General features: G+C 43.3%; 19 protein-coding genes and 1 other RNA gene. 16 read left to right on the forward strand and 4 right to left on the reverse strand.

Annotated elements, in window-relative coordinates; all coding sequences use genetic code 11:
• Positions 1–5 precede the first annotated feature (5 nt).
• The 7 genes from G601_RS22780 (at position 6) to G601_RS0109790 (ending at position 8,000) form a co-directional block, all read left to right on the forward strand.
• A complete protein-coding gene (locus G601_RS22780) occupies positions 6–518 on the forward strand; it encodes a DUF6465 family protein (RefSeq protein ID WP_051201025.1) in 513 nt (170 codons plus the stop codon).
• A 179-nt stretch (positions 519–697) separates the two neighbouring features.
• On the forward strand, positions 698–1,000 hold the full coding sequence (locus G601_RS0109765) for a hypothetical protein (RefSeq protein ID WP_026492612.1): 303 nt from the start codon (positions 698–700) through the stop codon (positions 998–1,000).
• A 112-nt stretch (positions 1,001–1,112) separates the two neighbouring features.
• The gene (locus tag G601_RS0109770; RefSeq protein ID WP_026492611.1) at positions 1,113–2,117 is read left to right on the forward strand and encodes a deoxyguanosinetriphosphate triphosphohydrolase; all 1,005 of its coding nucleotides are present in this window, start codon (positions 1,113–1,115) and stop codon (positions 2,115–2,117) included.
• 47 nt (positions 2,118–2,164) lie between these two features.
• Positions 2,165–3,943, forward strand: coding sequence for a DNA primase (dnaG, locus tag G601_RS0109775; protein ID WP_026665227.1), 1,779 nt, complete (start codon positions 2,165–2,167; stop codon positions 3,941–3,943).
• A 411-nt stretch (positions 3,944–4,354) separates the two neighbouring features.
• Positions 4,355–5,566: an RNA polymerase sigma factor RpoD gene (rpoD, locus tag G601_RS0109780; RefSeq protein ID WP_242834409.1), complete on the forward strand. Its 1,212-nt coding sequence runs from the start codon at positions 4,355–4,357 to the stop codon at positions 5,564–5,566.
• Between the two features lie 4 nt (positions 5,567–5,570).
• Positions 5,571–6,311 carry a class I SAM-dependent methyltransferase gene (locus G601_RS0109785; RefSeq protein WP_035790611.1) on the forward strand — a complete coding sequence of 247 codons (741 nt, stop codon included), beginning with the start codon at positions 5,571–5,573 and terminating at the stop codon, positions 6,309–6,311.
• 36 nt (positions 6,312–6,347) lie between these two features.
• Positions 6,348–8,000: a nucleoside kinase gene (locus G601_RS0109790; RefSeq protein WP_026665230.1), complete on the forward strand. Its 1,653-nt coding sequence runs from the start codon at positions 6,348–6,350 to the stop codon at positions 7,998–8,000.
• Positions 8,001–8,082: 82 nt separating this feature from the next.
• On the opposite strand, the gene G601_RS0109795 is transcribed toward G601_RS0109790, so the two are convergent.
• Together G601_RS0109795 and G601_RS22785 are read right to left on the reverse strand one after the other, a co-directional pair.
• The gene (locus G601_RS0109795; RefSeq protein ID WP_155834505.1) at positions 8,083–10,308 is read right to left on the reverse strand and encodes a hypothetical protein; all 2,226 of its coding nucleotides are present in this window, start codon (positions 10,306–10,308) and stop codon (positions 8,083–8,085) included.
• A 222-nt stretch (positions 10,309–10,530) separates the two neighbouring features.
• Positions 10,531–11,502, reverse strand: a complete 972-nt coding sequence (locus tag G601_RS22785; protein WP_051205723.1) for a hypothetical protein — start codon at positions 11,500–11,502, stop codon at positions 10,531–10,533.
• Between the two features lie 353 nt (positions 11,503–11,855).
• Between G601_RS22785 and G601_RS24990 the strand changes: the two genes are divergently transcribed.
• From G601_RS24990 to G601_RS0109835, 7 genes are all read left to right on the forward strand, one after another.
• Positions 11,856–12,416: a GNAT family N-acetyltransferase gene (locus G601_RS24990; RefSeq protein ID WP_051205724.1), complete on the forward strand. Its 561-nt coding sequence runs from the start codon at positions 11,856–11,858 to the stop codon at positions 12,414–12,416.
• Between the two features lie 65 nt (positions 12,417–12,481).
• Positions 12,482–13,444 (forward strand): alpha/beta fold hydrolase, encoded by a 963-nt coding sequence (locus tag G601_RS22795; protein ID WP_035790612.1) that lies wholly within the window; start codon positions 12,482–12,484, stop codon positions 13,442–13,444.
• Positions 13,445–13,495: 51 nt separating this feature from the next.
• Positions 13,496–13,841: RNase P RNA component class A (rnpB, locus tag G601_RS25005), an RNA gene on the forward strand.
• A gap of 103 nt (positions 13,842–13,944) precedes the next feature.
• Entirely contained in the window at positions 13,945–14,766 is an 822-nt protein-coding gene (locus G601_RS0109820) for a S1 family peptidase (RefSeq protein WP_081673483.1), read from the forward strand.
• A 51-nt stretch (positions 14,767–14,817) separates the two neighbouring features.
• Positions 14,818–16,191 (forward strand): MATE family efflux transporter, encoded by a 1,374-nt coding sequence (locus G601_RS0109825; RefSeq protein WP_026665233.1) that lies wholly within the window; start codon positions 14,818–14,820, stop codon positions 16,189–16,191.
• A gap of 147 nt (positions 16,192–16,338) precedes the next feature.
• Complete coding sequence (locus G601_RS0109830; RefSeq protein WP_026665234.1) at positions 16,339–17,625, forward strand: CobW family GTP-binding protein; 1,287 nt, start codon at positions 16,339–16,341, stop codon at positions 17,623–17,625.
• 30 nt (positions 17,626–17,655) lie between these two features.
• On the forward strand, positions 17,656–18,624 hold the full coding sequence (locus tag G601_RS0109835) for a TIGR03943 family putative permease subunit (protein WP_035786646.1): 969 nt from the start codon (positions 17,656–17,658) through the stop codon (positions 18,622–18,624).
• A 143-nt stretch (positions 18,625–18,767) separates the two neighbouring features.
• On the opposite strand, the gene rpsT is transcribed toward G601_RS0109835, so the two are convergent.
• Both rpsT and G601_RS0109845 read right to left on the reverse strand, forming a co-directional pair.
• The gene (rpsT, locus tag G601_RS0109840) at positions 18,768–19,031 is read right to left on the reverse strand and encodes a 30S ribosomal protein S20 (protein WP_026492600.1); all 264 of its coding nucleotides are present in this window, start codon (positions 19,029–19,031) and stop codon (positions 18,768–18,770) included.
• A 101-nt stretch (positions 19,032–19,132) separates the two neighbouring features.
• Positions 19,133–19,780, reverse strand: a complete 648-nt coding sequence (locus G601_RS0109845; protein WP_026665235.1) for a hypothetical protein — start codon at positions 19,778–19,780, stop codon at positions 19,133–19,135.
• Between the two features lie 298 nt (positions 19,781–20,078).
• On the opposite strand from G601_RS0109845, the gene lepA reads away from it, so the two are divergent.
• Together lepA and hemW are read left to right on the forward strand one after the other, a co-directional pair.
• The gene (gene lepA, locus G601_RS0109850; protein ID WP_026492598.1) at positions 20,079–21,896 is read left to right on the forward strand and encodes a translation elongation factor 4; all 1,818 of its coding nucleotides are present in this window, start codon (positions 20,079–20,081) and stop codon (positions 21,894–21,896) included.
• A 65-nt stretch (positions 21,897–21,961) separates the two neighbouring features.
• Positions 21,962–23,140: a radical SAM family heme chaperone HemW gene (gene hemW / locus G601_RS0109855; protein ID WP_026665236.1), complete on the forward strand. Its 1,179-nt coding sequence runs from the start codon at positions 21,962–21,964 to the stop codon at positions 23,138–23,140.

Raw genomic sequence — 23,140 nt, forward strand, 5'->3', positions numbered from 1 at the left:
TGAAAATGGCTAAGAAGACAACAACTGACACTATCAAGGACATTGCCAAGAACGTTAGCGAGGCTGCAAAGCCCTATGTGGAGAAGGCAGAGCCCTATATCGAGAAGGCTAAGGAAAAGGCAGAGCCTGTTATCGAAGAGGTTAAGGAAAAGAGTGGTCCTGTGATTAAGGACGTTATGGAGAAGGCAGAGCCCGTTATAAAGGAAGTTAAAAAGAGAACAGCTCCTGCAACCAAGGTTATCAAGGAGCAGAGCGAGAAGGCAGCAGACGCTGTGAAGGCTGCTACCAGAGATATCTCCGAGAGCAACGCTAAGAAGGCTGCCAAGACTGAGTTTTTCATTCAGTACAAGGACTATGAAGTAAGAACTGAGGATCTCGCAGACCGTATCAGACAGCAGTATGTGGATGCGGGACATAAGCTTACCGATATCAAGGAGCTTCAGATTTATTTAAAGCCTGAAGAGAATACGGCATACTACGTGGTTAACCACAAGGATACAGGAAAGTTTGTATACTAAAAAGTAATCACCTGGCGAGGTATTTTCGAGCCTGGTGATTACTTTGTTCTGGCGAGCGTAGCGAGAGCAGAACTACCAAATAAACTGGCGAGGTATTTTCGAGCCTGGTGTACTACTTTGTTCTGGCGAGCGTAGCGAGAGCAGAACTACCAAATAAACTGGCGAGAGCAAAAAAAATTATGGCAATAGAAAAAAGTACTTTTTTTAACCTGAAGCATTATGAATACGGCGAGGCATTCTTTGGAAGCTACAAGGGAATGCGTTATCGCCTTGCGAGAGAACCCCTTGAAAATGTATTTTTTACTCCCATCGAGGAGAGAAATCCCGAATCGAGACTTATGGCAACTGTCTGGCCCGAGCCTTACAGTTATTTTGATACAGAGGATGAGAAAAAAATATCTGAGAAATTCGAGATAACAGAGGAGGGCTTCGAAGAGGCCATCGCTTGGATTAATGCGCAATTTGAATCAGGTAACTGGTGATGTTCGGTTGCTGCCCTTTGGGCAGCAGCCGATTTTATTTTCACTAAGTGTTTTTTCTAAAAAGGAAATGCAACAGGTCCGCAGAATATAGATAGAGTGAGGAGTTTTTGGTATGAAAATACGGGAAAGTTTAGAAAACAGAGAAAGACTTAACCTAAGTCCATATGCAACTCTCAGCATGAATTCCAGAGGAAGAGAAAATGACGAGGAACCATGCGACATTCGCCCCTGTTTTCAAAGGGACAGAGACAGGATCCTTTATTCCAAGTCTTTCAGAAGACTTAAGGATAAGACTCAGGTATTCCTTACGCCTGACGGGGATCATTACAGGACGAGAATGACGCATACCCTTGAGGTGGCACAAAATGCCAGAACTATTGCCAGAGCCCTCAAGCTTAATGAGGACTTAGCGGAAGCTATTGCCTTTGGACATGATCTGGGACATACGCCCTTTGGTCATGCAGGCGAGAGAGCCCTCAATGCTATCTGCCCCTTCGGCTTCAGACATAATGAGCAGAGTCTTCGTACAGTGGAGATTCTTGAGAAGGACGGACAGGGACTGAATCTTACCTTTGAGGTAAAGGACGGAATCATCAATCACGAGATGGAGCTTACACCCCTCACTCTGGAGGGAAGAGTAGTAAGACTGTCCGATAAGATTGCATATATTCACCACGATATGGATGATGCCATAAGGGGAGGAATCCTCAAGGAATCCGATGTCCCAGAGAGCATCAGCAGGGTGATAGGACATTCAAATCGCGAGTGGCTCGATACATTTATTCATGACATCGTAGAAGCCAGCTCCGGTCACAACGACATTCTTATGTCGGATGAAGTCTGGGATGCACTGATGGCACTCAGAAGCTTTATGTTTGAAAACGTATACACCAATCCTGTTGCCAAGAGCCAGGAGGGCAAGGCTGAGAACCTTATCAAGATACTCTATCAGTATTACATGGATCATGAGGATCTGATGCCGGAGTACCTTACAAGGATGAGGGATTCGCAGCCCAAGGAAAAGCTGGTGTGTGATTTCATTAGCTCAATGACGGATCGTTTCGCCATAGCAAGATTCCATGAGTACTTTGTTCCCAAGAGCTGGGATGTACTGTGATAATTGGCGGATCGACTTTTTGATAAATACATAAACAGGGATACAAAATGAGATATTCGGATGAGATCATTGAAGAGGTCAGATCCCGAAGTGACATCGTCGACATTATAGGCCAGTACGTCAGTCTTAAGCGGTCGGGTGCCAACTACGTGGGACTATGCCCCTTTCACAATGAAAAGTCGCCATCCTTTAGTGTTTCGCCTTCCAAGCAGATGTTTTACTGCTTTGGATGCAGAGTGGGTGGCAACGTCTTTTCGTTTTTGATGAAATATGACAATTTAACATTCGGTGAAGCTATGAAAACCCTGGCGGAGAGGGCAGGCGTGAAGCTCCCTGAGGAGGATGAATCGCCTCAGGCGAAGATGATGCGTGACAAGCGTCAGACCATGCTTGAGATAAACAAGGAAGCCGCAAAGTACTATGTTTATCAGCTGAAAACTCCCCAAGGAGAAAAGGGTCTTAAGTACTTTAAGGACAGAGCTTTATCGGATGAGACCATAAGAAAATTCGGGCTCGGGTTCGCCAATGTCACGAGTGATGACCTGGTGAAATACCTTAGGAGCAAGGGATATAAGGACGCCACCATAATCGAGTCGGGCCTTGCATCTTTTGATGAAAAATACGGAACCCATGACAAATTCTGGAACAGAGTAATGTTCCCGATACTGGATGCGAATTCCAAGGTCATAGGCTTCGGCGGACGAGTGATGGGAGATGGCAAGCCAAAGTATCTGAACTCTCCGGAGACCATGGTTTTTGATAAGAGTAGAAACCTGTTTGGTCTTAACTATGCCAAGAACGCCCGAGCAGGCTACATCATAATCTGCGAGGGTTATATGGATGTAATAGCAATGCATCAGGCGGGCTTTAACATGGCGGTGGCTTCACTGGGAACGGCCTTTACGCCCCAGCAGGCCAATCTGTTAAAGCGATATACGGATCTGGTCATCCTGTCCTATGACAGTGACGGTGCAGGAACAAGCGCTGCCCTTCGAGGAATAGAGATATTAAAGGAAGCAGGCTTAAAGGGCAAGGTGCTTAATCTAAAGCCCTATAAGGACCCCGATGAATTTATAAAAAATGAGGGGCGGGAAGCCTTTGAAGAGAGAATCAAAAAGGCTGAGAATCCATTTTTCTTCGAGATATCCGTAAAGGAAAAGGAATTCGACATGAGCGATCCGGCTGAAAAGACGGAGTTCCACAGATACATTGGTAAGAAGCTCTGTGAATTTACCGAAGCGGTCGAGAGGGAAAATTACTTGGAGGCTGTAGCCCAGAGGTACATGATAAGTGCGGATGACCTCCACAAGCTGGTGGCAGGACTTGCAGCGGAGGGCGGAATAGTTAAGCCCAAGGCTTCCAGGGATCCTGTCAAGGCAGTCAAGGTCATCAAGGAAGATCCATCAAGAAAGCCGCAAAGACTTTTGATTACATGGCTTGCGGATGAACCGGGAGTTTTTTCCTCGGTAAAAAAATGGATCAGCCCTGGAGATTTTGCGGATGACATGTACAGAAGCATCGCTGATGAGATGTGGAAGGGGCTTGATGATGGCACATTTGACCCGGCCAAGGTCATGAACCATTTTACAGATGAAGAGGAACAAAGAGAGGTCGCTGAGCTTTTCAACACTAACCTTGTAAAGGTGGAGACAAAAGATGAGAGGGAAAAAGCACTACGTGACATTCTCTATGACATAAAAAAGTCAGGTTACGAGAAAACACTCTCTAACATGGCAAGTGATGCTCCGGAGCGGTGGAATTTCACACTTGAAGGTAAGAGAACCTTGGAGGAGCTCTCCAGAGCAAAGATAATTCTGGACGCGTGAGTTATATGAAAGGAAGGAAATAAAGTGGCAGAGAAGAAAACAAGTAAGGCAGCTGAGAAGGACACAGAAAAGAAGACAATTGTAAAGGTTGTTGGGAAGACTGCTGAAAAGAAGGCAGCGGAGAAGAAGGCTGCAGCTAAGAAAGAGGCAGCAAAGAAGGACGAGACAAAGAAGACAGCTACAAAGGCTGCTTCAAAGAAGGAAACAGCTGAGAAGACCACAGCTAAGAAGACAACAGAGAAGAAGGCTGCAGATACTGCAGAGAAGAAGACTGCAAAGACAGCTAAAGCTGATAAGAAGGAAGAGACAAAGACTTCAAAGGCAGCAGCTAAAAAGGCAGATTCAGCTCCTAAGACTCCCGAGTCTTCAGCAGATCTTGACGAGGAGACAAGAGAGAAATTCCTCCAGAAGATCAGAGAGCTTCTTGCACTTGGTAAGAAAAAACAGAATACCCTTGATTATAATGAGATAAGCGACTTCCTTAAGGATCTCAATCTCGATGAGGATAACCTTGATAAGGTTCTTGAGCAGCTTGAGAGCGCCGGTATCGATATCATCAGAATGGAAGATGATGTTGACGTGGATATTCCGGATGATGACGGTGTGGTTCTCGGTGACGAGGATGAGGTTGATATGGAGAATATCGATCTGTCAGTTCCTGACGGAATCAGCATCGAGGATCCGGTACGTATGTACCTTAAGGAAATCGGTAAGGTTCCGCTTCTTACAGCAGAGCAGGAAATTGACCTTGCACAGCAGATGGAAGACGGTATGATGGCTGAGCGTATCCTTGAAGCAGGCACTTCTGAAGGGCTTGAGGTTAAGGAAGAAGAGGCAGAGGCTTACGAGAGAGTTAAGGATCTTCCTATGAGCGAGCTCAAGAGCGTTTCCTTCATGGGTAATGAAGCTAAGAAGCGTCTTGCAGAGGCTAACCTTCGTCTTGTTGTAAGTATCGCAAAGAGGTATGTGGGAAGAGGAATGCTTTTCCTTGACCTTATTCAGGAAGGTAACCTTGGTCTTATCAAGGCCGTTGAGAAGTTCGATTTCCGTAAGGGATTCAAGTTCTCAACCTACGCAACATGGTGGATCAGACAGGCTATCACCCGTGCTATCGCCGACCAGGCCAGAACAATTCGTATTCCTGTACATATGGTTGAGACTATCAACAAGCTCATTCGTATCAGCAGACAGTTGCTCCAGGAGCTCGGCCGCGAACCCACTCCCGAAGAGATCGCCAAGGAGATGGGCATCCCTGTAGAGAGAGTAAGAGAGATCCTGAAGATTTCACAGGAGCCTGTTTCACTTGAGACACCTATCGGTGAAGAGGAAGATTCACATCTTGGCGATTTCATCCAGGACGACAATGTTCCTGTACCTGCTGACGCAGCAGCGTTCACACTCCTTAAGGAGCAGCTCGTTGAAGTACTCGGAACACTTACAGAGCGTGAGCAGAAGGTACTCAGACTGAGATTCGGTCTTGATGACGGAAGAGCAAGAACACTTGAAGAGGTTGGTAAGGAGTTCAACGTTACACGTGAGCGTATCAGACAGATCGAAGCAAAGGCACTTCGTAAGCTTCGTCATCCCAGCCGCAGCAGAAAACTTAAGGATTATCTGGACTAACACTATGAAAAATATAGTTTTATCAGAAAGATTAGGCGCAGTTGCAGGGCTCGTTAAGAGCGCTGCAAGCGTCTGTGATATCGGGACGGATCATGGATTCGTTCCGATTTATCTTATTAATTCAGGAGCCTGCAAGAAGGCTCTGGCAATGGACATAAACGAAGGCCCCCTTGAGAGGGCAGATGAGCATATACGGGAGTACGGTCTTCAGGATAAGATCGAGACAAGACTCTCAAACGGAATGGAGAAGCTACAGGCAGGCGAAGCCGAGGCCATAGTCTGTGCGGGAATGGGCGGACTTTTAATGAAGCGCATCCTTGAGGACGGAAGACCTCGTGAAAAGGGCGTAAAAAGAATGGTCTTACAGCCTCAGTCTGACCTTAGACTTTTTAGAGAGTATCTAAGACGTGAGCGCTTCTTCATAGAGGATGAGGCTGAGATTTTTGAAGAGGGCAAATACTATGTCGCCATGAGCGTAAGAGTAAGTGACGACGATAATAACGACCTCTATGACAGAGCTATCCGCGAGCTTGGTGATGTTAGCGAAGCTGACGCCATAAGGATCTGTGACCGCTTTGGTCCCTCTCTTATTCTTAAAAAGGATGAAATTCTCAAAAATTACCTGGCTCATGAGAAGGAGATTCTCGAGGGCATTTTATTAAAATTATCTGAAAATGAGCATACGGAAAGAATGCATGATATTATGGATAAAATAAACGATATTACAATTGTTCTGTCGATGTAATACTGTTTTCCAAATAATCACCATGGAGGTCATGTTATGCCAAAGCTTATTATTGAAGGTGAAGAGAGAGAATACGAAAAGGGTACAACCTTTGAAACGATCGCCAAGGATTATCAGGACAGATTTGATAATCAGATTGTGGCAGTAATATATGGAACAAGAATCCGCGAGCTGATGAAGAAGGTGGACAGAGATGAGAAGCTTTCCTTTATCACTACTGCCGATGAGATAGGTAATAACACCTATACCAGAACAGCTATCATGATGCTTATTAAGGCTGTTCGTGATGTAGCCGGTGATAAGCCCGCCTATACCAAGGTTGAGTACAAAATCGGTAATGCCTTTTTCTGTAATGTCAGAAGTGATTTTTCTGTTACAGAGGAGTTTGCCCAGGGCGTTCAGAAACGCATGGAGGAAATGGTAAAGCAGGAGATACCGATTTTCAAGAAGGGCTATCCTCTTGCAGATGCTGTTGAGATTTTCAGAAAAGAGGGCCTTGATGACAAGATAAGGCTCCTTCGTTACAGAAGAAGTTCTGAAGTAAATGTCTACAGGCTCGATGATTTCAGCGACTATTTTTATGGATATATGCTTCCCAACACCTCCTATGTAAAGTGGTTCAGGGTTGAAAAATATCACGATGGCCTGCTTCTACATCTTCCTTCCAGAAGGAATCCTGACAAGATTACGGACAGCGAGCCCAGAGAGAAACTCTTTAACGAGATGGTTCGTTCCACACAGTGGGGCCAGATGATGGGCATAGATACAGTCGGTGATCTTAATGATGCTATCTGCAGAGGCGAGTTCAATAATCTTATGCTTGTGCAGGAGGCTTTGCAGGAGCGCCGTATCGGAGAGATAGCTCAGAAGATATTTGAGCGCAAGGATGTAAGATTCGTCATGATCGCAGGACCAAGCTCCTCAGGAAAGACATCCTTTGCTAACAGACTTTCAATTCAGATGCGCACCTATGGACTGAACCCTCATCCCATCAGCCTTGATAACTACTTCGTGGATAGGGCTGATACTCCTCTTAATGAGGACGGAAGCTACAACTTTGAGTGTCTCGAGGCTCTTGATGTGGAGCAGTTTAATAAGGACATGGTAGCTCTCCTTAATGGTGAGAGAGTTGAGATGCCTACCTTTAACTTTGTTTCAGGTAAGCGTGAGATGAACGGAGACTATCTCCAGCTAAAGCCCGGTGATGTTCTTGTTATCGAGGGAATCCACGGACTTAATGAGAAGATGAGCTATGCGCTTCCGGCAGAGTCCAAGTTCAAGATTTATATAAGTGCACTTACCACTCTTAGCGTAGATGCACACAATAGAATCCCTACAACTGATGGACGACTGATAAGACGTATTGTCCGCGATGCCAGAACCCGCGGAGCATCAGCAAAGCACACGATTGCCATGTGGGACTCAGTAAGAAGAGGTGAGCACCAGAACATCTTTCCCTTCCAGGAGGGCGCAGATGAGATGTTCAACTCCGCTCAGATTTACGAGCTTGCTGTTTTGAAGCAATATGCAGAGCCGCTGCTTTTCGCAATAAAGCAGGACGAGCCTGAATACTTCGAAGCAAAGAGACTTCTGAAATTCCTGGATTACTTTGTTGCGGTTGATTCCCAGACACTTCCCAATAATTCACTTACGAGAGAGTTTGTTGGTGGAAGCTGCTTTAATGTATAAGTAAAAAAGAAGAGGTGAGAGCCTATGGAAATCAGGTTCTCACCTCTATATTTATGGTATTAGAATTTCTGTTTGGTTTATGCTATTTAGTGGCAGTATCGTCACTGGCTGCGGTTTCTGTAATTTCAGAAGCTTCAGTAGCGTTGCTATTGCTGGCATCAGTAGTATCTTCTGACTCTTCGGAATTTACTTCAGTGTTTTTGTCAGTATTTTCACCAGAATTCTCACCAGAATTATCATCAGTATTCTCGTTAGTGGTTTCAGGTGCGGGTGTACTTTCTGCCGGAGTCGTATTATCTGAGGGAACTTCTTCTGAAGTGGTATTATCTGAAGGTTCAGCTTGTTCCTGCTCAGGCATTTCACCCTGATTTTCATTATTCTCATCCTGAGTATTTTCGTCGAAGGTTTCATCACCCGCATCGTAATCCTCAGGCATGAATTCTTCGCCCTCGTCGAAATTGAAGATTTCCTCGCTTATATTAAGTCCATGGAAGTCTGATACCATTGAGGTGGCCAAAAGATTGGGGTTGGTGTAGTGCTTGGGGAATTCAATAGTAGCCCTTTCCATATCACCATTTTTGAAACCACATCCGGGAGCGTAGTAATCTACGGTATTTGCATTTTTTGAGCATATAAGCTTTTTGTTTGTGCCTTGAACGCTATAGCTATCGCCCTGTTTCGCTGTATCAAGAGAAGTGGTTGTGTGGTAATGATTTTTTTCATCATCCTTGTACAGAATTTTTGTGCATATAAGGCATACACCAGAAGGGTTGATGTCTATACCACTATAGGTGGAAGGGAAAGAACTGCTCGTACCACCGATACGTTTTACCTTCTGATATTTGTAAACGGTCTCGGTTTTATAACAGTTTTGATTGTGAACATGTTTAACAGGAACTGTAAAGCACCCGCCACTGTGATTACAGGTTTCGGCAGCTATGCTGCTTTTTCCGTCAGTGTGTTTGTGGTATTCATAGGTTACCTTCTTTGAGTTGATAACATGTGCGGGAATCAGCTTTACAGCTTCGATAAGCTCAGCAAATGTGGCATCCTCTGCGGCATGGTAGTCGCACAGATCGGACAGTATGGATGCTAGTTTCTTACGATTACTGTCCGAACATTGAAAAACCGCTTTAACCTGCTCGTCCAGGGCGCTAAGCTGCTGGGCATTAGCATCAAGTTTGCCATCAAGAGAAGAGATGCTGTCCTTTAAGCTGTCTACATTTGTGTTTACGGAAGAGATATTATTGTCGATTCCTGTAAGCTTGCTGTCAGAGTTTTCCTGGGCTTTGCGAACTTCGTTGACACCATTTACAGCATTCTGAACATTTTCGCCGACCTTGTTTACACCATTGATGGCGCTCTGAACATTCTCGCCAACCTTGTTTACGCCTTTTTCAACGCTCTGAACATTTTCGCCAACTTTTCCTACACCATTGATGGCGTCTTTAACGCTTTCATCGACCTGACTTACGCTGTCCTTTACCTTGTTTACATTATCTGAGGTTTTATTGATGTCCTTTTCAACCTCGCTGAGCATATTGATATAGGAGGTCTGAGTCTCCTTGAGATCTGTTTCAAGCTTGGAAAGATTCTCTTTTGTATCAACCTTCTCAAGTGACTTTACGATTGTCTCAAGATTGTTAATTACCTCTTTCTGAGCTTCGGATTTATTGCCCTTTTCACTTTTAAGCTGCTCAATGATGCCGGAGATATCAGTACCTGACTTATCGCAGGTTTTCTTTAAGTCGCCAAGAGCGTTTGTGATCTGTGCAAAGCTTTCCTTATCCTTGTTGCTATCGCTGCTTCCACCGTTTTTCATGCTTTCACCGAGCTTTTTAACCTGCTCGTTTGTAGCTGAGATTTCGGAATGGATTGATTCAAGCTGCTTATCAAGACCACTGATCTTTTCTACAACCTTACTGTTGTTGCTTACTGTGTTGTTATTATTTTCTTTTGTGTTGTTCTTCTCATTTGTGAGAGTTTTTTCAGTGAGTTCCTTCTGCTCATTCTGCACGGTCTGGATGTTCTCTACCAGGCTCTGACTGTTTGTAACAACTTCATCAAGCTTTTCAAGGTACTGCTGGATTTCGTTAAGCTGATCGCTGGCTTTTTTTTGAACGCCAAGGGAGTCCTTACGAACCTCCTGCTGTGCTGCAGTGGCACTGATTGTCGGAGTAGTCACGTAGACGAATGCTCCACATAAAAGTGTTGCCACTACTACACCTGATGCAAGCACAAGTGTGTCATGTCTCTTAAGCTTTTTCAAAAGCTCTTTCATCGAGTTACTCTGTTTAATTGGTCTCATAAAAATTTAAAAACCGCCTTTCATAAAAACTTAAGGAAAATAAATGGAAAATCGTCTCGGAAAACACCGGACTTATCGTCAGCAGAACGCCGACAAGTTGGAACTATATCACAGTATAAAAATTATGGCAAGAGTTAATTTCGAAATTAAGAAAGTCTTAAGAATTCCATAAAATTATTAAGGCTGGAACTATTGATATGGTTCCAGCCCTGTCATTGTAATTTATTGTATGGGAGAAGTCTCCTTGTATTCAGTTAACAGTTTTGCTCTGAAATCTTTGTCCGTAAATGCTCGCTGCATATCCTCATTTCTGCCTGCGGCAACTAACCAGGCATACAAATCAGAAACGGTATCGGCTCCCTTTTCTATACCTTGTTTAATACCTTTTTCGACGCCTTTTTCAACGCCTTTTTCAAAGCTTTCATCCTGAAGCTCCTGCATATGTCCCTCAACGGTATATCCAAATAATCCCATATCTATAACCTCCTGTCTGTTTGCCAAGAAGAAATCTTTAAGAATATCCTCTGCTATACATTCATCGATTGCTTTTGATACGGCATCGGATATTATTTTCTTCTCAATATCCTCCTTTTTGATGATATGAAGGGGAGTCTCATGAGAAAGATTATATGCATCCTTCGCCTCTTTTATATATTTTCGCACTTTTGATACGAAAATGGAATATCCCTTTAATGTTTGACAGGCTTCTAATAACTGAGCGCTATGGCCTGCATTTATGTTGTACATAGTTACGATAAGTTCAAGTGAATTGTCTTTAATGGGCTTTTCATACATATCGGATAGCTTATATGTTACTTTGTCCGGTACATCTGCCATACCGTTATAGAATACGATAAACTTAGGAGCCGGAATCTTTATTAGGCTGTCGCGATAAGTCTTCTTGACAGGAATCAGTTCAATGTAGGTTGAGGCTACATAGTAAAGATCACGTAGAGGAATGTTTGGACAAACAGTAGACTGGTGTTCAAACATATTTAGCTCAAAATCTATCAGGAAGGACACATCATTCTTCATGTTAAGATAGGTACTACCTTCCAAAGTGGTTATGGTAAGGTCATCCATATTTGTATAGTTAGTACCATTGATAGCATTGTATAATTCTAATAATCTTGATTTATCATTGAATAGCATACGGAATACCGTATCTCTATATTTTTGATTTTCAAATTGCAATAAATTACTCCTCCAGTTATTTGTTAATGTTTCGTTATTCATGAATAAGGAATGGAATTTTCAGAAATAAAATTTCTGTTGCATCGGAAGTGATGCGAATACCAAAATAACAAAATGACTGTGAAATGTCAATGGAAAATTATAAAATGATTCCTGTGCTGTTGGTGAATTCCTGATAATTTTGTATGTTAGAATATGAGTAGGATTTTAATGAAAAAAGATGGCAGGGGAGACAATGGAGAGAACAGAGTATTTAAAAGAAAAATACCATATGGAGCAGCATCCTGAAGGCGGATGGTTTGCAGAAGTATACACTGCCCCATTCGGACATGAAAACCGGAGGACATGATCAGATGAAAATCAGGCAGCTTCAAAGGGGCGAGATCACAACAATATATCAGGAGCGGCTGGTCCACGATTTTATCAAGGATGAGCTCGAAAAACTTCCGATAATTCTTAAAGCAGTTGATAATGGCGTATATGAGTGTTTGGGATTATTTGATGATTCCAGAATCATAGGGTATGCGTTCCTTGTGAAGCAGGGAATGAGTTATCTTGTGGATTATCTTGCCGTTTATCCAGAGTACAGGAATAAAGGTATTGGTAGTGAGATCATTAAAATGCTCCGTGATTATATGGCGGGAGCCGGGCTTATCATCATGGAGGTAGAAGACCCTGTTTATTCTAAGGACTGCGATCTTAAAGAACTTCAGACGAGACGCATAGGCTTTTATGAAAGGAACGGATGCACTGATACCGGACTTCGGGCAAGGTGCTTTGGAGTCCCTTTCATAATACTTGCACTGGAAAATAGTAGTATCAGATCCAAAGAAAAGCTTTGGGAGATTTTCAGGTCATTTTATGGGACAGTTTTTTCAAAGGATATAGTGGAGAAAAATGTAGAGTATCTGTGAGAAAGTCACAGGTTTTGATTATGGTGATCTGTGGGATATAAGACATTCAAATAAAAAGGAGATTTATGAGCAAGGTAAATTTCTTGGGTGAAGATAATTTCATCCGGACAATGAAAACTGAAAACAGTGAGTTTCGCAAAGCTCATGTGAAGCAGGGGAAATTTAAATCCTTTGACGGGACTACTCTCAATTACTATTTTGCCATTCCTGATAATGCAACTAAGGTTGTTGTCTTTGCTCATGGTTTTTGCGAATTTTTCGGGAAATATCATGAGTACGTCTGGTATCTGTATCAGGCCGGTTTAGGTTTCTATTTCCTTGAACAGCGAGGACACGGTTATTCTGAGGGCAAGATGAAGGAACCTGATGTAGTCTATATAGATGATTACAATACGTATGTTGAAGATTTCCATGTTTTTATGGATAAGGTGGTTATGCCTGCGACATCAGAAATGAAGCGAATTCTTATTGCGCACTCCATGGGAGGTGCCGTGGGAACTCTTTTTCTTGAGAGCTATCAGGGTTATTTCGACAGGACTATTCTGAGCTCTCCTATGTTGAAGATGAAGTCAGTTCCTTCAAAACTTGTGATCATACTGATAAGAATTTATGCTTTCTTATTTGGAAAACGAAAATCTATGGCACCCAGACAAAAGCACTTTGATGCAAAACCTGTTTTTGAAACAAGCAGTGCTCAGTCCAGGGCCCGTTATGACTATATGTTTGAGATGCGGTTAAAAGACGAGCATTATCAGACCTATGGTGCAGCCATTGGTTGGGGACTTGCAAGCTATAAGGTGCATGACAGGATTTTCAAAAATACTTCAAGGCTCACACTGCCAATAACTGTATTTACAGCGGGGCAGGACCATCTTATTGATCCGGATGGTTATAGGGAATTTGCTGCGAAGGTTCCCCATGCGAAAATTATTGCTTTTGAGAATTCCAGACATGAAATTTTCAATGCAACAGAAGAAACACGTAATGAATATTTCAGGCAGGTACTTGAGATTGTGGAATCCTTATAGATCCGGAATAAGGCTTGACATAATTTTATACACTGATAAAATGCATATGTATGAGCAGGACAAATGATCGCGGCCGCAAGTCCCGAAAGGGCGCGGGTGAGGAAAGTCCGGGCTTCGTAGGGCAGGATACCGGATAACGTCCGGCGGAGGTGACTCCCGGGAAAGTGCAACAGAAAACAACCGCTCTTTATGAGTAAGGGTGAAAAGGCGGTGTAAGAGACCACCGTGCAGATGGTAACATCTGTAGCAATGTAAACCCTATCCGAAGCAAGACCAAAAAGAAAACCATGGGCCGGCCCGGTCCGTTTTCAGGTGGGTCGCTTGAGGCTGTTGGCAACAGCAGTCCTAGATAGATGATCATTCTCGACATAACCCGGCTTACAGGCCTGCTCATATAAAAAATAGATAAAACTACGCTCCGGATTTGGTAGGCAAAACCGGAGCTTTTTTCTACCACTATATATTTAAGTGAGTGTAGTCGTTTGGGAAGATGAGTAGCTATGGGGTTGAGGAGAAGTCAAGGAATACTACTTGCAATAGGAATAATAATAGGGGCGAATTCGCTCGAGGCTAAGGCGCAGGGACCGAGTCCGGAGGAAGTGGCAAGGGACATGACCTCCTGTGAGGCGTTTGCTGTTCCTGTGGCTAAGGATAATGAAGAGACTGAGGATAATCTGATAAGGACAGCTCTTAATATAAGGCCTTCTACTGTGCAGGTCCAGGTGGGATCGGAGTATGGCACAGGAAATATTATTTCTGTAAGTAATGAAAAGATATTTATTTTGACTGCAAAGCATGTGGTTAAGAGCTGGAGAGATGACAGTAGTAATTACGTGATTTTTTATAATGGTTTTATTGCTGATGCGGTGTTGGAGAAAACGGATGATTACTATGACGTCGCGGTTATCAGTGTTAATGCCTCGGATATCGATGCTTATAATCTTTTGCGACTTCGTAGCGTGAAGCTTGATTATGATGTTATTTCCGATTTTGATAAGAAGAAAAATGAAGTGGTGTTTTCATTGGACTCAGAGCATGTAGTCAATGCCAAGGAGGTTCAGACCTACGATTATTTCGGGAAGGACACCGGAATAGGCTATAAGTACGTCTATGGCCCGGTTATAAATCCTGATATAATGGTCAGAGATTATGGCTACAATATGCTTTATGTGAAATGCGACGCGCATAGCGGAATGTCAGGCGGTGGGGTGTTTGACATCAACGGCAATTATGTAGGAATGCTGGTGGGCGGCTCTGATAAGAAGGAAATGGTTGCCGTAAGGCTTCCTGATATGAGAACTATGCTTGAGGGATTAGAGTAAATGGGGGACTCTGATTATTACTTGAAATTTTGACCGGGAGGAGTTTTTTGGGTGAGCAAAGATAAAGATCTTACAACGGGGAATCCTTTTAAACTAATAATTACATTTGCTGTTTCCATGATGATGGGAAATGTTTTTCAGCAGCTATATACTGTCGTTGACGGCATCATCATTGGAAAGAAGATAAGTGCCATCGCCCTTGCCGCAATCGGCGGAACGGAATGGCTTATTTTTCTTGTGAATGGTTTTTTGATCGGTCTTATACAGGGCTTTTCAGTCATTCTCGGGAAAAAGTTTGGCGAAAAGAATGAGAAAGCCTTTGAGGATTACTATAAAAAATCCCGACTAATATGTCTTGCTATATCAGTAGTCTTTGTAGTTCTGCTTTTGTTATTTTCGGGACTGTTTCTTAGAATAATCGGAACAAAAGAAGAGGCCTTTGAGTACGCAAGAACCTATGTGAATGTGCTATTTGCAGGAATTCCGTTTCTTGTGTTCTATCAGTTTTTTGCGGCTGTGCTTAGGAGTCGCGGGAACAGCCGCATTCATCTTATGGCTATGACGGTTTCTTCTATCTGTAATATTATCCTTGACCTTGTTTTTATATGCATTATGAAAATGGGCATAGCAGGGGCTGCTCTTGGAACGGTGATTTCCGAGGCCCTTGTCATGGTTATCTGTGGATATCATGTTTTTGAAATAAGAAAAGAAACAAAGCACTTTTCAGAGAGTGTATTAACTACTGGGAATTTAGCAAAAGTTTGGGAGCTTTTGGAAGTAGGTTTGCCAATGGCTTTTCAGAGCGTGATAACTGCTATAGGCGGACTTATTGTCATAAGGTGTGTGAATCAGTATGAGATCAGTTTCCTTACAGGATACACGATAGCAGGTAAGATATATGCGCTTCTTGAAATTGCGGCTTCATCCTACAGTATGGCTGTTGTAGCGTATGTTTCACAAAACTATGGCGCAGGCAGAACTGACAGAATAAAGAGCGGAGTACGGATAAGCCTGGCGATGGGAATTATCACTGCGCTTATGTGTTCGTTTATCATGATTTTCTTTGGAGAAGCGGCAATGGGACTTTTTGTGGACAGGGCTTCGGCTTCTGAGGAGATATTTGCCTATGGACATGATTATCTTGTGGTTCTGGGCATCTTTTATCCGCTGCTTTACATGCTATACATTATGAGGGCATCCCTTCAGGGCCTTGGAAACACTGTGATTCCAATGGTTTCAAGCATGGGGCAGCTTGTTATGAGAGTATCCTGCGCACTTATTCTTACGAGACTTATAGGCTGCAGTGGAATTTATTATGGAGAGATCAGTGCCTGGATATTGGCGGATATTATTCTGGTGGTGACATATTTTCTTGAGATGGGAAAATTGAAAAAACATGCACAGAATAAAGCAGTTAATTTCTGATTCTATGATTTATCAGTATGTTTTCAGCATATCGGATAATAGCAAAGGCTAACAGGTTTTCTTGACTATTAACTATGCTGGGGATAAAATATGCGGTGAATAACTTGTAATAGAAGCACATATAATTAAGAACGGAGTGTGATTGAAATGACAAAGATTGATATTATATCCGGTTTCCTGGGAGCAGGTAAGACTACTCTTATTAAGAAGCTTTTGAAGGAAGCTCTTGCAGGAACCAAGACTGTACTTATAGAGAATGAGTTTGGTGAGATCGGTATTGATGGCGGATTCCTTAAGGAGTCAGGAATCGATATCAGAGAGATGAATTCAGGTTGTATCTGCTGCTCACTTGTTGGAGACTTCGGTACATCACTTAAGGAAGTTATGGATACTTATGCACCTGAGAGAATCCTCATCGAGCCCTCAGGTGTTGGTAAGCTTTCAGACGTTATGAGAGCAATTCAGAACGTTGCAGACGGAATGACTGAAGTAACTATGAACAGTGCAGTTACAGTTGTTGACGTTAGCAAGGCTAAGATCTACATCAAGAACTTTGGTGAGTTCTTCACAAACCAGATCGAGAATGCAGGAACTATCCTTCTTACAAGAACAGACAAGGCTGATGCTGCCAAGATCGAGACTGCTGTAGAGCTTATCCGTCAGCACAATCCTAAGGCTACAATTATCACAACACCCCTTGACCAGCTTGATGGTAAGGAAGTGCTTGATACATTCGAGGGTAATCATGACCTTGAGGCAGAGCTTCTTAAGGAGGTTCTTGCTCAGAAGGCTGAGGAGCACCATCATCACCACGACCATGGATCAGAGAAGTTCACAGATGAAGAGGGTGTAACTGTTTACAGAGCACACAAGCATGACCACGACGAGGATGAGCACGAGCATGAACATAAGGAAGTTCCGCTCTCGCATAGCTCGCCGGAACACGTTCACACTAGCCTCGAAGATACCTCGGCAAGTGTTCACAGCCATGATCATGAACACGAGCATGAGCATGAACATGAGCACGACCACGATCATGAGCACGAGCATCACCACGATCATGAACATCATCATGACCATGAACATGAACATCATCACGACCATGACCATGATCATGAACACGATCACCATCACGATCATCATCATGATGCTGACGATATCTTTGTTAGCTGGGGCATGGAGACTCCTTCCAAGTACAACAAGTCTGAGATCGAAGCAATGCTTGGCAGACTTGAGGATGAAGAGACCTTCGGTGTTGTTCTTCGTGCAAAGGGAATGGTTCCTGATGAAAATGGCGGATGGATCGAATTTGACTATGTACCCGGTGAGCCTACTATCAGAGAGGGTTCAGCTGATGTAACAGGTAAGTTCTGCGTAATCGGAGCTGAGCTTAATCAGGATAACCTTGAGAAGCTCTTTAGAAGAAAGCTTTAATGATTTCCTTTTGATGGAGACGACCTATTTATGTTTGGAAGGAAAAGAGAAAAGAAAATGAAACCGGTTTATGTAATAAATGGATTTCTGGATAGCGGAAAGACAGACTTTTTCAAATATACACTGGCTCAGCCCTATTTTAAGACAAAGGGAGAGACTCTTCTTATCGTCTGCGAAGAGGGTGAGAATGAATATGATGAAAAGCTTCTTGCTGCTACCAATACCATTCTTGAGACCATTGAGGATGAGGAGGATTTCACTCCTGCAACTCTCATGGCTCTGGAAGCAAAGTATGATCCTGAGAGAGTACTGATAGAGTTTAACGGAATGTGGAATTTTAAGAATTTCCGCCTTCCTAAGGCATGGAGACTGGAGCAACAGATCACAATCATTGATGCTTCTAACTTCGAGCTCTATTTCACCAATATGAAGTCACTGCTCTCTGAGCAGCTCAGAAATTCTGAGCTCATCCTGTTCAACAGATGTGATGGAATAGAGGATCTTGCTACCTATAAGAGAAACGTAAAGGCCATAAATCAGAAGGCTGATATTATTTTCGAGGATATGAACGGAGAGGTTGATGTTACTCTTGATGAGGATCTTCCCTTTGACCTTAACCAGGATCCCATCGAGCTTAACAACTTCGGCTATGGAATGTTCTATCTTGATGCGCTTGAGCACGTAGACAGATACGATGGCAAGAAGGTAAGCTTCACAGCCATGGTAGCTAAGCCCTTTGACATGGCGGATAACGCCTTTGTTCCCGGAAGGATGGCTATGACCTGCTGCGCAGATGACATGCAGTTTTTAGGCTTTAAATGTGAGTATGATAAGGCTCCCGAACTGAAAGAGAAGGAGTGGATCAAGATAACTGCTGAAGTCAGAAAGGCACTTGTTCCTGAATATCAGGGAGTTGGACCTCTTCTTAACGTAGTTGAGCTTGAGCATGTATCAGAGCCTAAGAATCCCGTTATAGATTTTTCAAATCCTGAAGTATGATAATGATTATGCCTCCCATATCAATGGGAGGTATTTTTCTTTAGTGGAAATTCACTCAGAGTGCTTGTGAAAAGACATAAAAAAATCCCGAAGATATCGGTGAGAAGATATCTTCGGGGTTTTTAAAGTTCATATATATTATCTTACTGAATCTTGTTAACAGCCTGAGCAAGACGTGAAACTTTTCTGGAAGCTGTATTCTTCTTGAATACGCCCTTAGACTCAGCCTTGTCGATTGCTGATGTAGCAGCAAGAAGTGCCTTAGCAGCCTCATCCTTGTTGCCAGCCTCGATTGCTGTTCTAACCTTCTTGATCTCTGTCTTTACAGCAGACTTGATAGCCTGATTTCTAGCAGCTTTCTTCTGATTTGTAAGAATTCTCTTCTTAGCAGACTTAATATTAGCCATAACTTCCTCCATAAAATATTACTAAAAGATTGAATTGTCATCTAAGTTATATGGCTATGAAACCGGACACGGACAGTCAATGCCACATACACCAAAATATTTTATCCATTTGTGGCCTTTGTGTCAAGTGATATATTTGTATTTTCAATGTTTGCTATAGCTTTGTCTGTCTCATCAGTTGTGAATGCGGAAGCTGTAAGTGTCATTGCATATCCGTCCTTAAGGAAGGTTACTGCTTCCTGATAGCAGTCAACATCGCCTATTGATAAATCAGCAGAAAGTACATAATGGTCTTCGCCGGCTACCTTCTTCTTATTTACTTCAAGCTTGTTTACTACGTATCCGGAGGAGGTATAAAGGTCACTCAGAAAATCCTTGAGTATATTCATGACCTCTTGCTCGTTATCCATATCTATTTTTGCAAGACTTACATTTATATTGTTTTTCCCTGTGCTGTCGAATGCATAGCAGATGATAACAGAATCACCGCCGTCTATGGTCTTTACCAGCCCTGCGGGATCATTTAACTCCTTAAGAGGTGTTCCTGACTGGGTGGCCAGCTCCTGCCCCTCAAGGAAGGTATATCCTTTGGGAAGTACGAGCTTTTTTCCGAAAAATTCATTTGCATAGGTATCACCCTCTGTGGTTCCAACAGAAAAACCGGCTGCCCTTACAGGGGTAACACAAAATGATAATACAAGAACTAATGATAAAAGCATTAATGATGCATTTTTTATAATACTCTTCATAGGCGCACCTCTCAACTTAAAACTTTTCTGCAAAGATTAACGTACATCTGCAGTATGCACATGGTTATGGCATCATAATACAATACAAAAACGCAAAATAATCCGTTTTTAAGAAGATTTAATACAACATTTATACGTGCTTTACAAAACTTTCAAAGAGGGGAATTATTGCAATACAGAGCCTCGGGGAACGTTTTTACTCGCAGCATTGTGAAGGATGGCACAATTATGGTATGATTACTCATAGTCTGCCATAGAGTTGGCGCATTAGAATTATTAGAATGGAATTTGGAGTACAATGTCAGAATTTGATCAGAGTAAAATAAGAAATTTTTGTATAGTAGCCCATATTGATCACGGCAAATCAACACTTGCCGATCGTATGATCGAGACAACGGGTGTCCTCACCAGCAGAGAGATGCAGAACCAGGTTCTTGATAACATGGAGATCGAGCGTGAGAGAGGAATTACGATCAAGTCTCAGGCTGTCCGAATGGTATATAAGGCTAAGGACGGCGAGGAATATGTTTTCAACATGATCGACACTCCCGGACATGTAGACTTTGGTTATGAGGTTTCACGAAGCCTTGCTGCCTGCGATGGTGCAATTCTTGTTGTTGATGCTACTCAGGGTGTTGAGGCACAGACTCTTGCAAATGTTTATCTTGCACTTGATCATGACCTTGATGTTTTTCCTGTAATAAATAAGATAGACCTTCCCAGCGCGAGACCTGATGAGGTTAAGGAAGAGATAGAGGACGTTATCGGTATCGAAGCCCACGACGCACCTCTTGTTTCAGCTAAGATGGGAACAGGTATTGAGGATGTTCTGGAGTCTGTTGTTCACAAGATTCCTGCACCCAAGGGAGATCCTGCAGCTCCTCTTCAGGCGCTTATCTTTGACTCAGTATATGACTCATACCGCGGAGTTATCGTATTTGTCCGCGTAAGAGAGGGCGTTCTGAAAAAAGGCATGACTGCTAAGTGCATGGCTTCAGGAGCTTCATGGGAAGTAGTTGAAGTAGGTTACTTTGGTCCCGGACAGTTCATCCCCTGTGATGAGCTCTCAGCAGGAACCGTTGGATACTTCACTGCATCTATCAAAAATATTCAGGATGCCCGGGTCGGTGATACAGTTACAGACGCTGAGAATCCCTGTGCAGAGGCTCTTCCCGGATATAAGAAGGTTATGCCTATGGTTTACTGCGGATTATACCCTGCAGATACAGCCAGATATCCTGAGCTTCGTGATGCGCTTGAGAAACTTCAGCTTAATGATGCATCTCTTTTCTATGAGCCCGAGACTTCACAGGCTCTTGGATTCGGTTTCAGAGCAGGCTTCCTTGGTCTTTTGCACCTTGAGGTAATCCAGGAGAGACTTGAGAGAGAGTACAATCTTGATCTTGTAAGTACCGCTCCCGGTGTTGTTTACAAGGTTCACAAGACAGATGGCACAGTATTTGATTTGACTAACCCGTCCAACCTTCCTGATCCTTCAGAGATTGAATACATGGAGGAGCCTATCGTAAACGGCGAGATCATGGTTACTACCGATTATGTCGGCTCTATCATGCAGCTCTGTCAGGAGAGACGTGGAAGATACATAAGTACAGAGTACATTGAGGCTACAAGAGCGGTTCTTAAGTATGAGCTTCCGCTTAACGAGATCATCTACGATTTCTTTGATGCATTAAAATCAAGGTCAAGGGGCTATGCGTCCTTCGACTACGAGATAAAGGGTTATGAGCAGTCAGAGCTTGTTAAGCTTGATATTCTCATCAACCGCGAGCAGGTGGATGCGCTTTCATTTATCGTTCATAAGGACGGTGCCTACGAGCGTGGACGCAAGATGTGCGAAAAGCTTAAGGGTGAGATCCCGAGACATCTGTTTGAAATTCCGATTCAGGCTGCAGTTGGCGGCAAGATCATTGCCCGTGAGACTGTTAAGGCTATGCGTAAGGATGTCCTTGCCAAGTGCTACGGTGGTGATATCAGCCGTAAGAGAAAGCTTCTTGAAAAACAGAAGGAAGGTAAAAAGAAGATGCGCCAGATTGGTAGCGTAGAGATACCTCAGCAGGCATTCCTTAGCGTTCTTAAGCTTGATGAGGGTAACTAAGAGTATTCATAAAGCCTTCTCTGTTTTTGAGAAGGTGTCAGCTATGCTGACGTGCAGGGGGAATTATGAAAAGTCTGGGAATTTATATACATATACCATTTTGTAAACAGAAGTGCCTTTATTGCGACTTCCTCTCCTTTCCGGAGGGGAGGGAGCAGCAGGCACTTTATTTTGATGCTCTGAAAAAAGAGATAGAGCTAAGTGCCGGTGAATGCAAAGACTATGAAGTGACTTCAGTTTTCATAGGAGGCGGAACGCCCACATATCCTGAGCCGGCGTATATCGCGGATATCATGGAGATAGTAAAGAGGGATTATAACCTGTCTAAGGATGCTGAGATAACAATCGAGTGCAATCCCGGAACTGCTGATTATAAGGCCTTAAGGCTCTACAGAGACGCAGGCATAAACAGGATAAGCATCGGCCTTCAGTCAGCAAGGAATGAGGAGCTTATGGCTCTTGGGCGTATTCACAACAGGAAGCAGTTTGAGGAGTGCTACGCTGATGCAAGGCAGGCAGGCTTTGATAATATAAACGTGGATCTGATGAGCGCCCTGCCGGGACAGACACTTAGGGACTGGGAGAATAACCTTGAGTATGTATGTGGCCTTGAGCCGGAGCCTGAGCATATATCCGCATATAGTCTCATAATCGAGGAGGGAACGCCCTTTTATGAGATGTATGGGCAGGATAGCAGCGCTGTGCAGGGAGCTTCTGAGAAAAATAATGGAAAAGGATATCTGCCCCTTCCTGATGAGGACACTGAGCGTGAGATGTATCATCGCACAAAAGAGATTCTTGAAAAGTATGGCTACAGCCGCTACGAGATATCCAATTATGCGAAGGATGGATATGAGTGCAGGCACAACGTAAGGTACTGGGACTGCGGTGATTATATCGGTTTTGGTCTTGGTGCAGCTTCACTGATGAAGGGCGTAAGATACAGGAATACACCTGAACTGCCTCACTATATAGAGGCATATAATGCGACCCGTACCGAGGTGCAGGAGCTCACAAAAGAAGAGCAGATGGAGGAGTTCATGTTCCTTGGACTTCGCATGGTGCGCGGTGTTTCGGGAGATGAGTTTAAAAAGCGATTTTCTTGCGAGATGGCGGATATGTTCGGTGATGTGATAGCTGAGCTTCGCGGCGAAGAGCTTCTGGAAGTGACAGATGAGGGCATACATCTCACTGATTATGGGATGGATCTGAGTAATTACTGCATGGCGAAGTTTTTACTATAA

It is taken from the genome of Butyrivibrio sp. FC2001, from assembly GCF_000424125.1.
Classification (GTDB): Bacteria; Bacillota; Clostridia; order Lachnospirales; family Lachnospiraceae; genus Butyrivibrio.

Bases quoted from the DNA above. Each gene is read 5' to 3' on its own strand.
- G601_RS22795 (WP_035790612.1), top strand. From the start codon at position 12,482: ATGAGCAAGGTAAATTTCTTGGGTGAAGATAATTTCATCCGGACAATG.
- G601_RS0109770 (WP_026492611.1), top strand. From the start codon at position 1,113: ATGAAAATACGGGAAAGTTTAGAAAACAGAGAAAGACTTAACCTAAGT.
- G601_RS0109830 (WP_026665234.1), top strand. From the start codon at position 16,339: ATGACAAAGATTGATATTATATCCGGTTTCCTGGGAGCAGGTAAGACT.
- G601_RS22780 (WP_051201025.1), top strand. From the start codon at position 6: ATGGCTAAGAAGACAACAACTGACACTATCAAGGACATTGCCAAGAAC.
- G601_RS0109835 (WP_035786646.1), top strand. From the start codon at position 17,656: ATGTTTGGAAGGAAAAGAGAAAAGAAAATGAAACCGGTTTATGTAATA.
- hemW (WP_026665236.1), top strand. From the start codon at position 21,962: ATGAAAAGTCTGGGAATTTATATACATATACCATTTTGTAAACAGAAG.
- lepA (WP_026492598.1), top strand. From the start codon at position 20,079: ATGTCAGAATTTGATCAGAGTAAAATAAGAAATTTTTGTATAGTAGCC.
- G601_RS0109765 (WP_026492612.1), top strand. From the start codon at position 698: ATGGCAATAGAAAAAAGTACTTTTTTTAACCTGAAGCATTATGAATAC.
- dnaG (WP_026665227.1), top strand. From the start codon at position 2,165: ATGAGATATTCGGATGAGATCATTGAAGAGGTCAGATCCCGAAGTGAC.
- G601_RS0109820 (WP_081673483.1), top strand. From the start codon at position 13,945: ATGGGGTTGAGGAGAAGTCAAGGAATACTACTTGCAATAGGAATAATA.
- G601_RS0109845 (WP_026665235.1), bottom strand. From the start codon at position 19,780: ATGAAGAGTATTATAAAAAATGCATCATTAATGCTTTTATCATTAGTT.
- G601_RS0109790 (WP_026665230.1), top strand. From the start codon at position 6,348: ATGCCAAAGCTTATTATTGAAGGTGAAGAGAGAGAATACGAAAAGGGT.
- G601_RS24990 (WP_051205724.1), top strand. From the start codon at position 11,856: ATGAAAATCAGGCAGCTTCAAAGGGGCGAGATCACAACAATATATCAG.
- rpsT (WP_026492600.1), bottom strand. From the start codon at position 19,031: ATGGCTAATATTAAGTCTGCTAAGAAGAGAATTCTTACAAATCAGAAG.
- G601_RS0109785 (WP_035790611.1), top strand. From the start codon at position 5,571: ATGAAAAATATAGTTTTATCAGAAAGATTAGGCGCAGTTGCAGGGCTC.
- G601_RS0109795 (WP_155834505.1), bottom strand. From the start codon at position 10,308: ATGAGACCAATTAAACAGAGTAACTCGATGAAAGAGCTTTTGAAAAAG.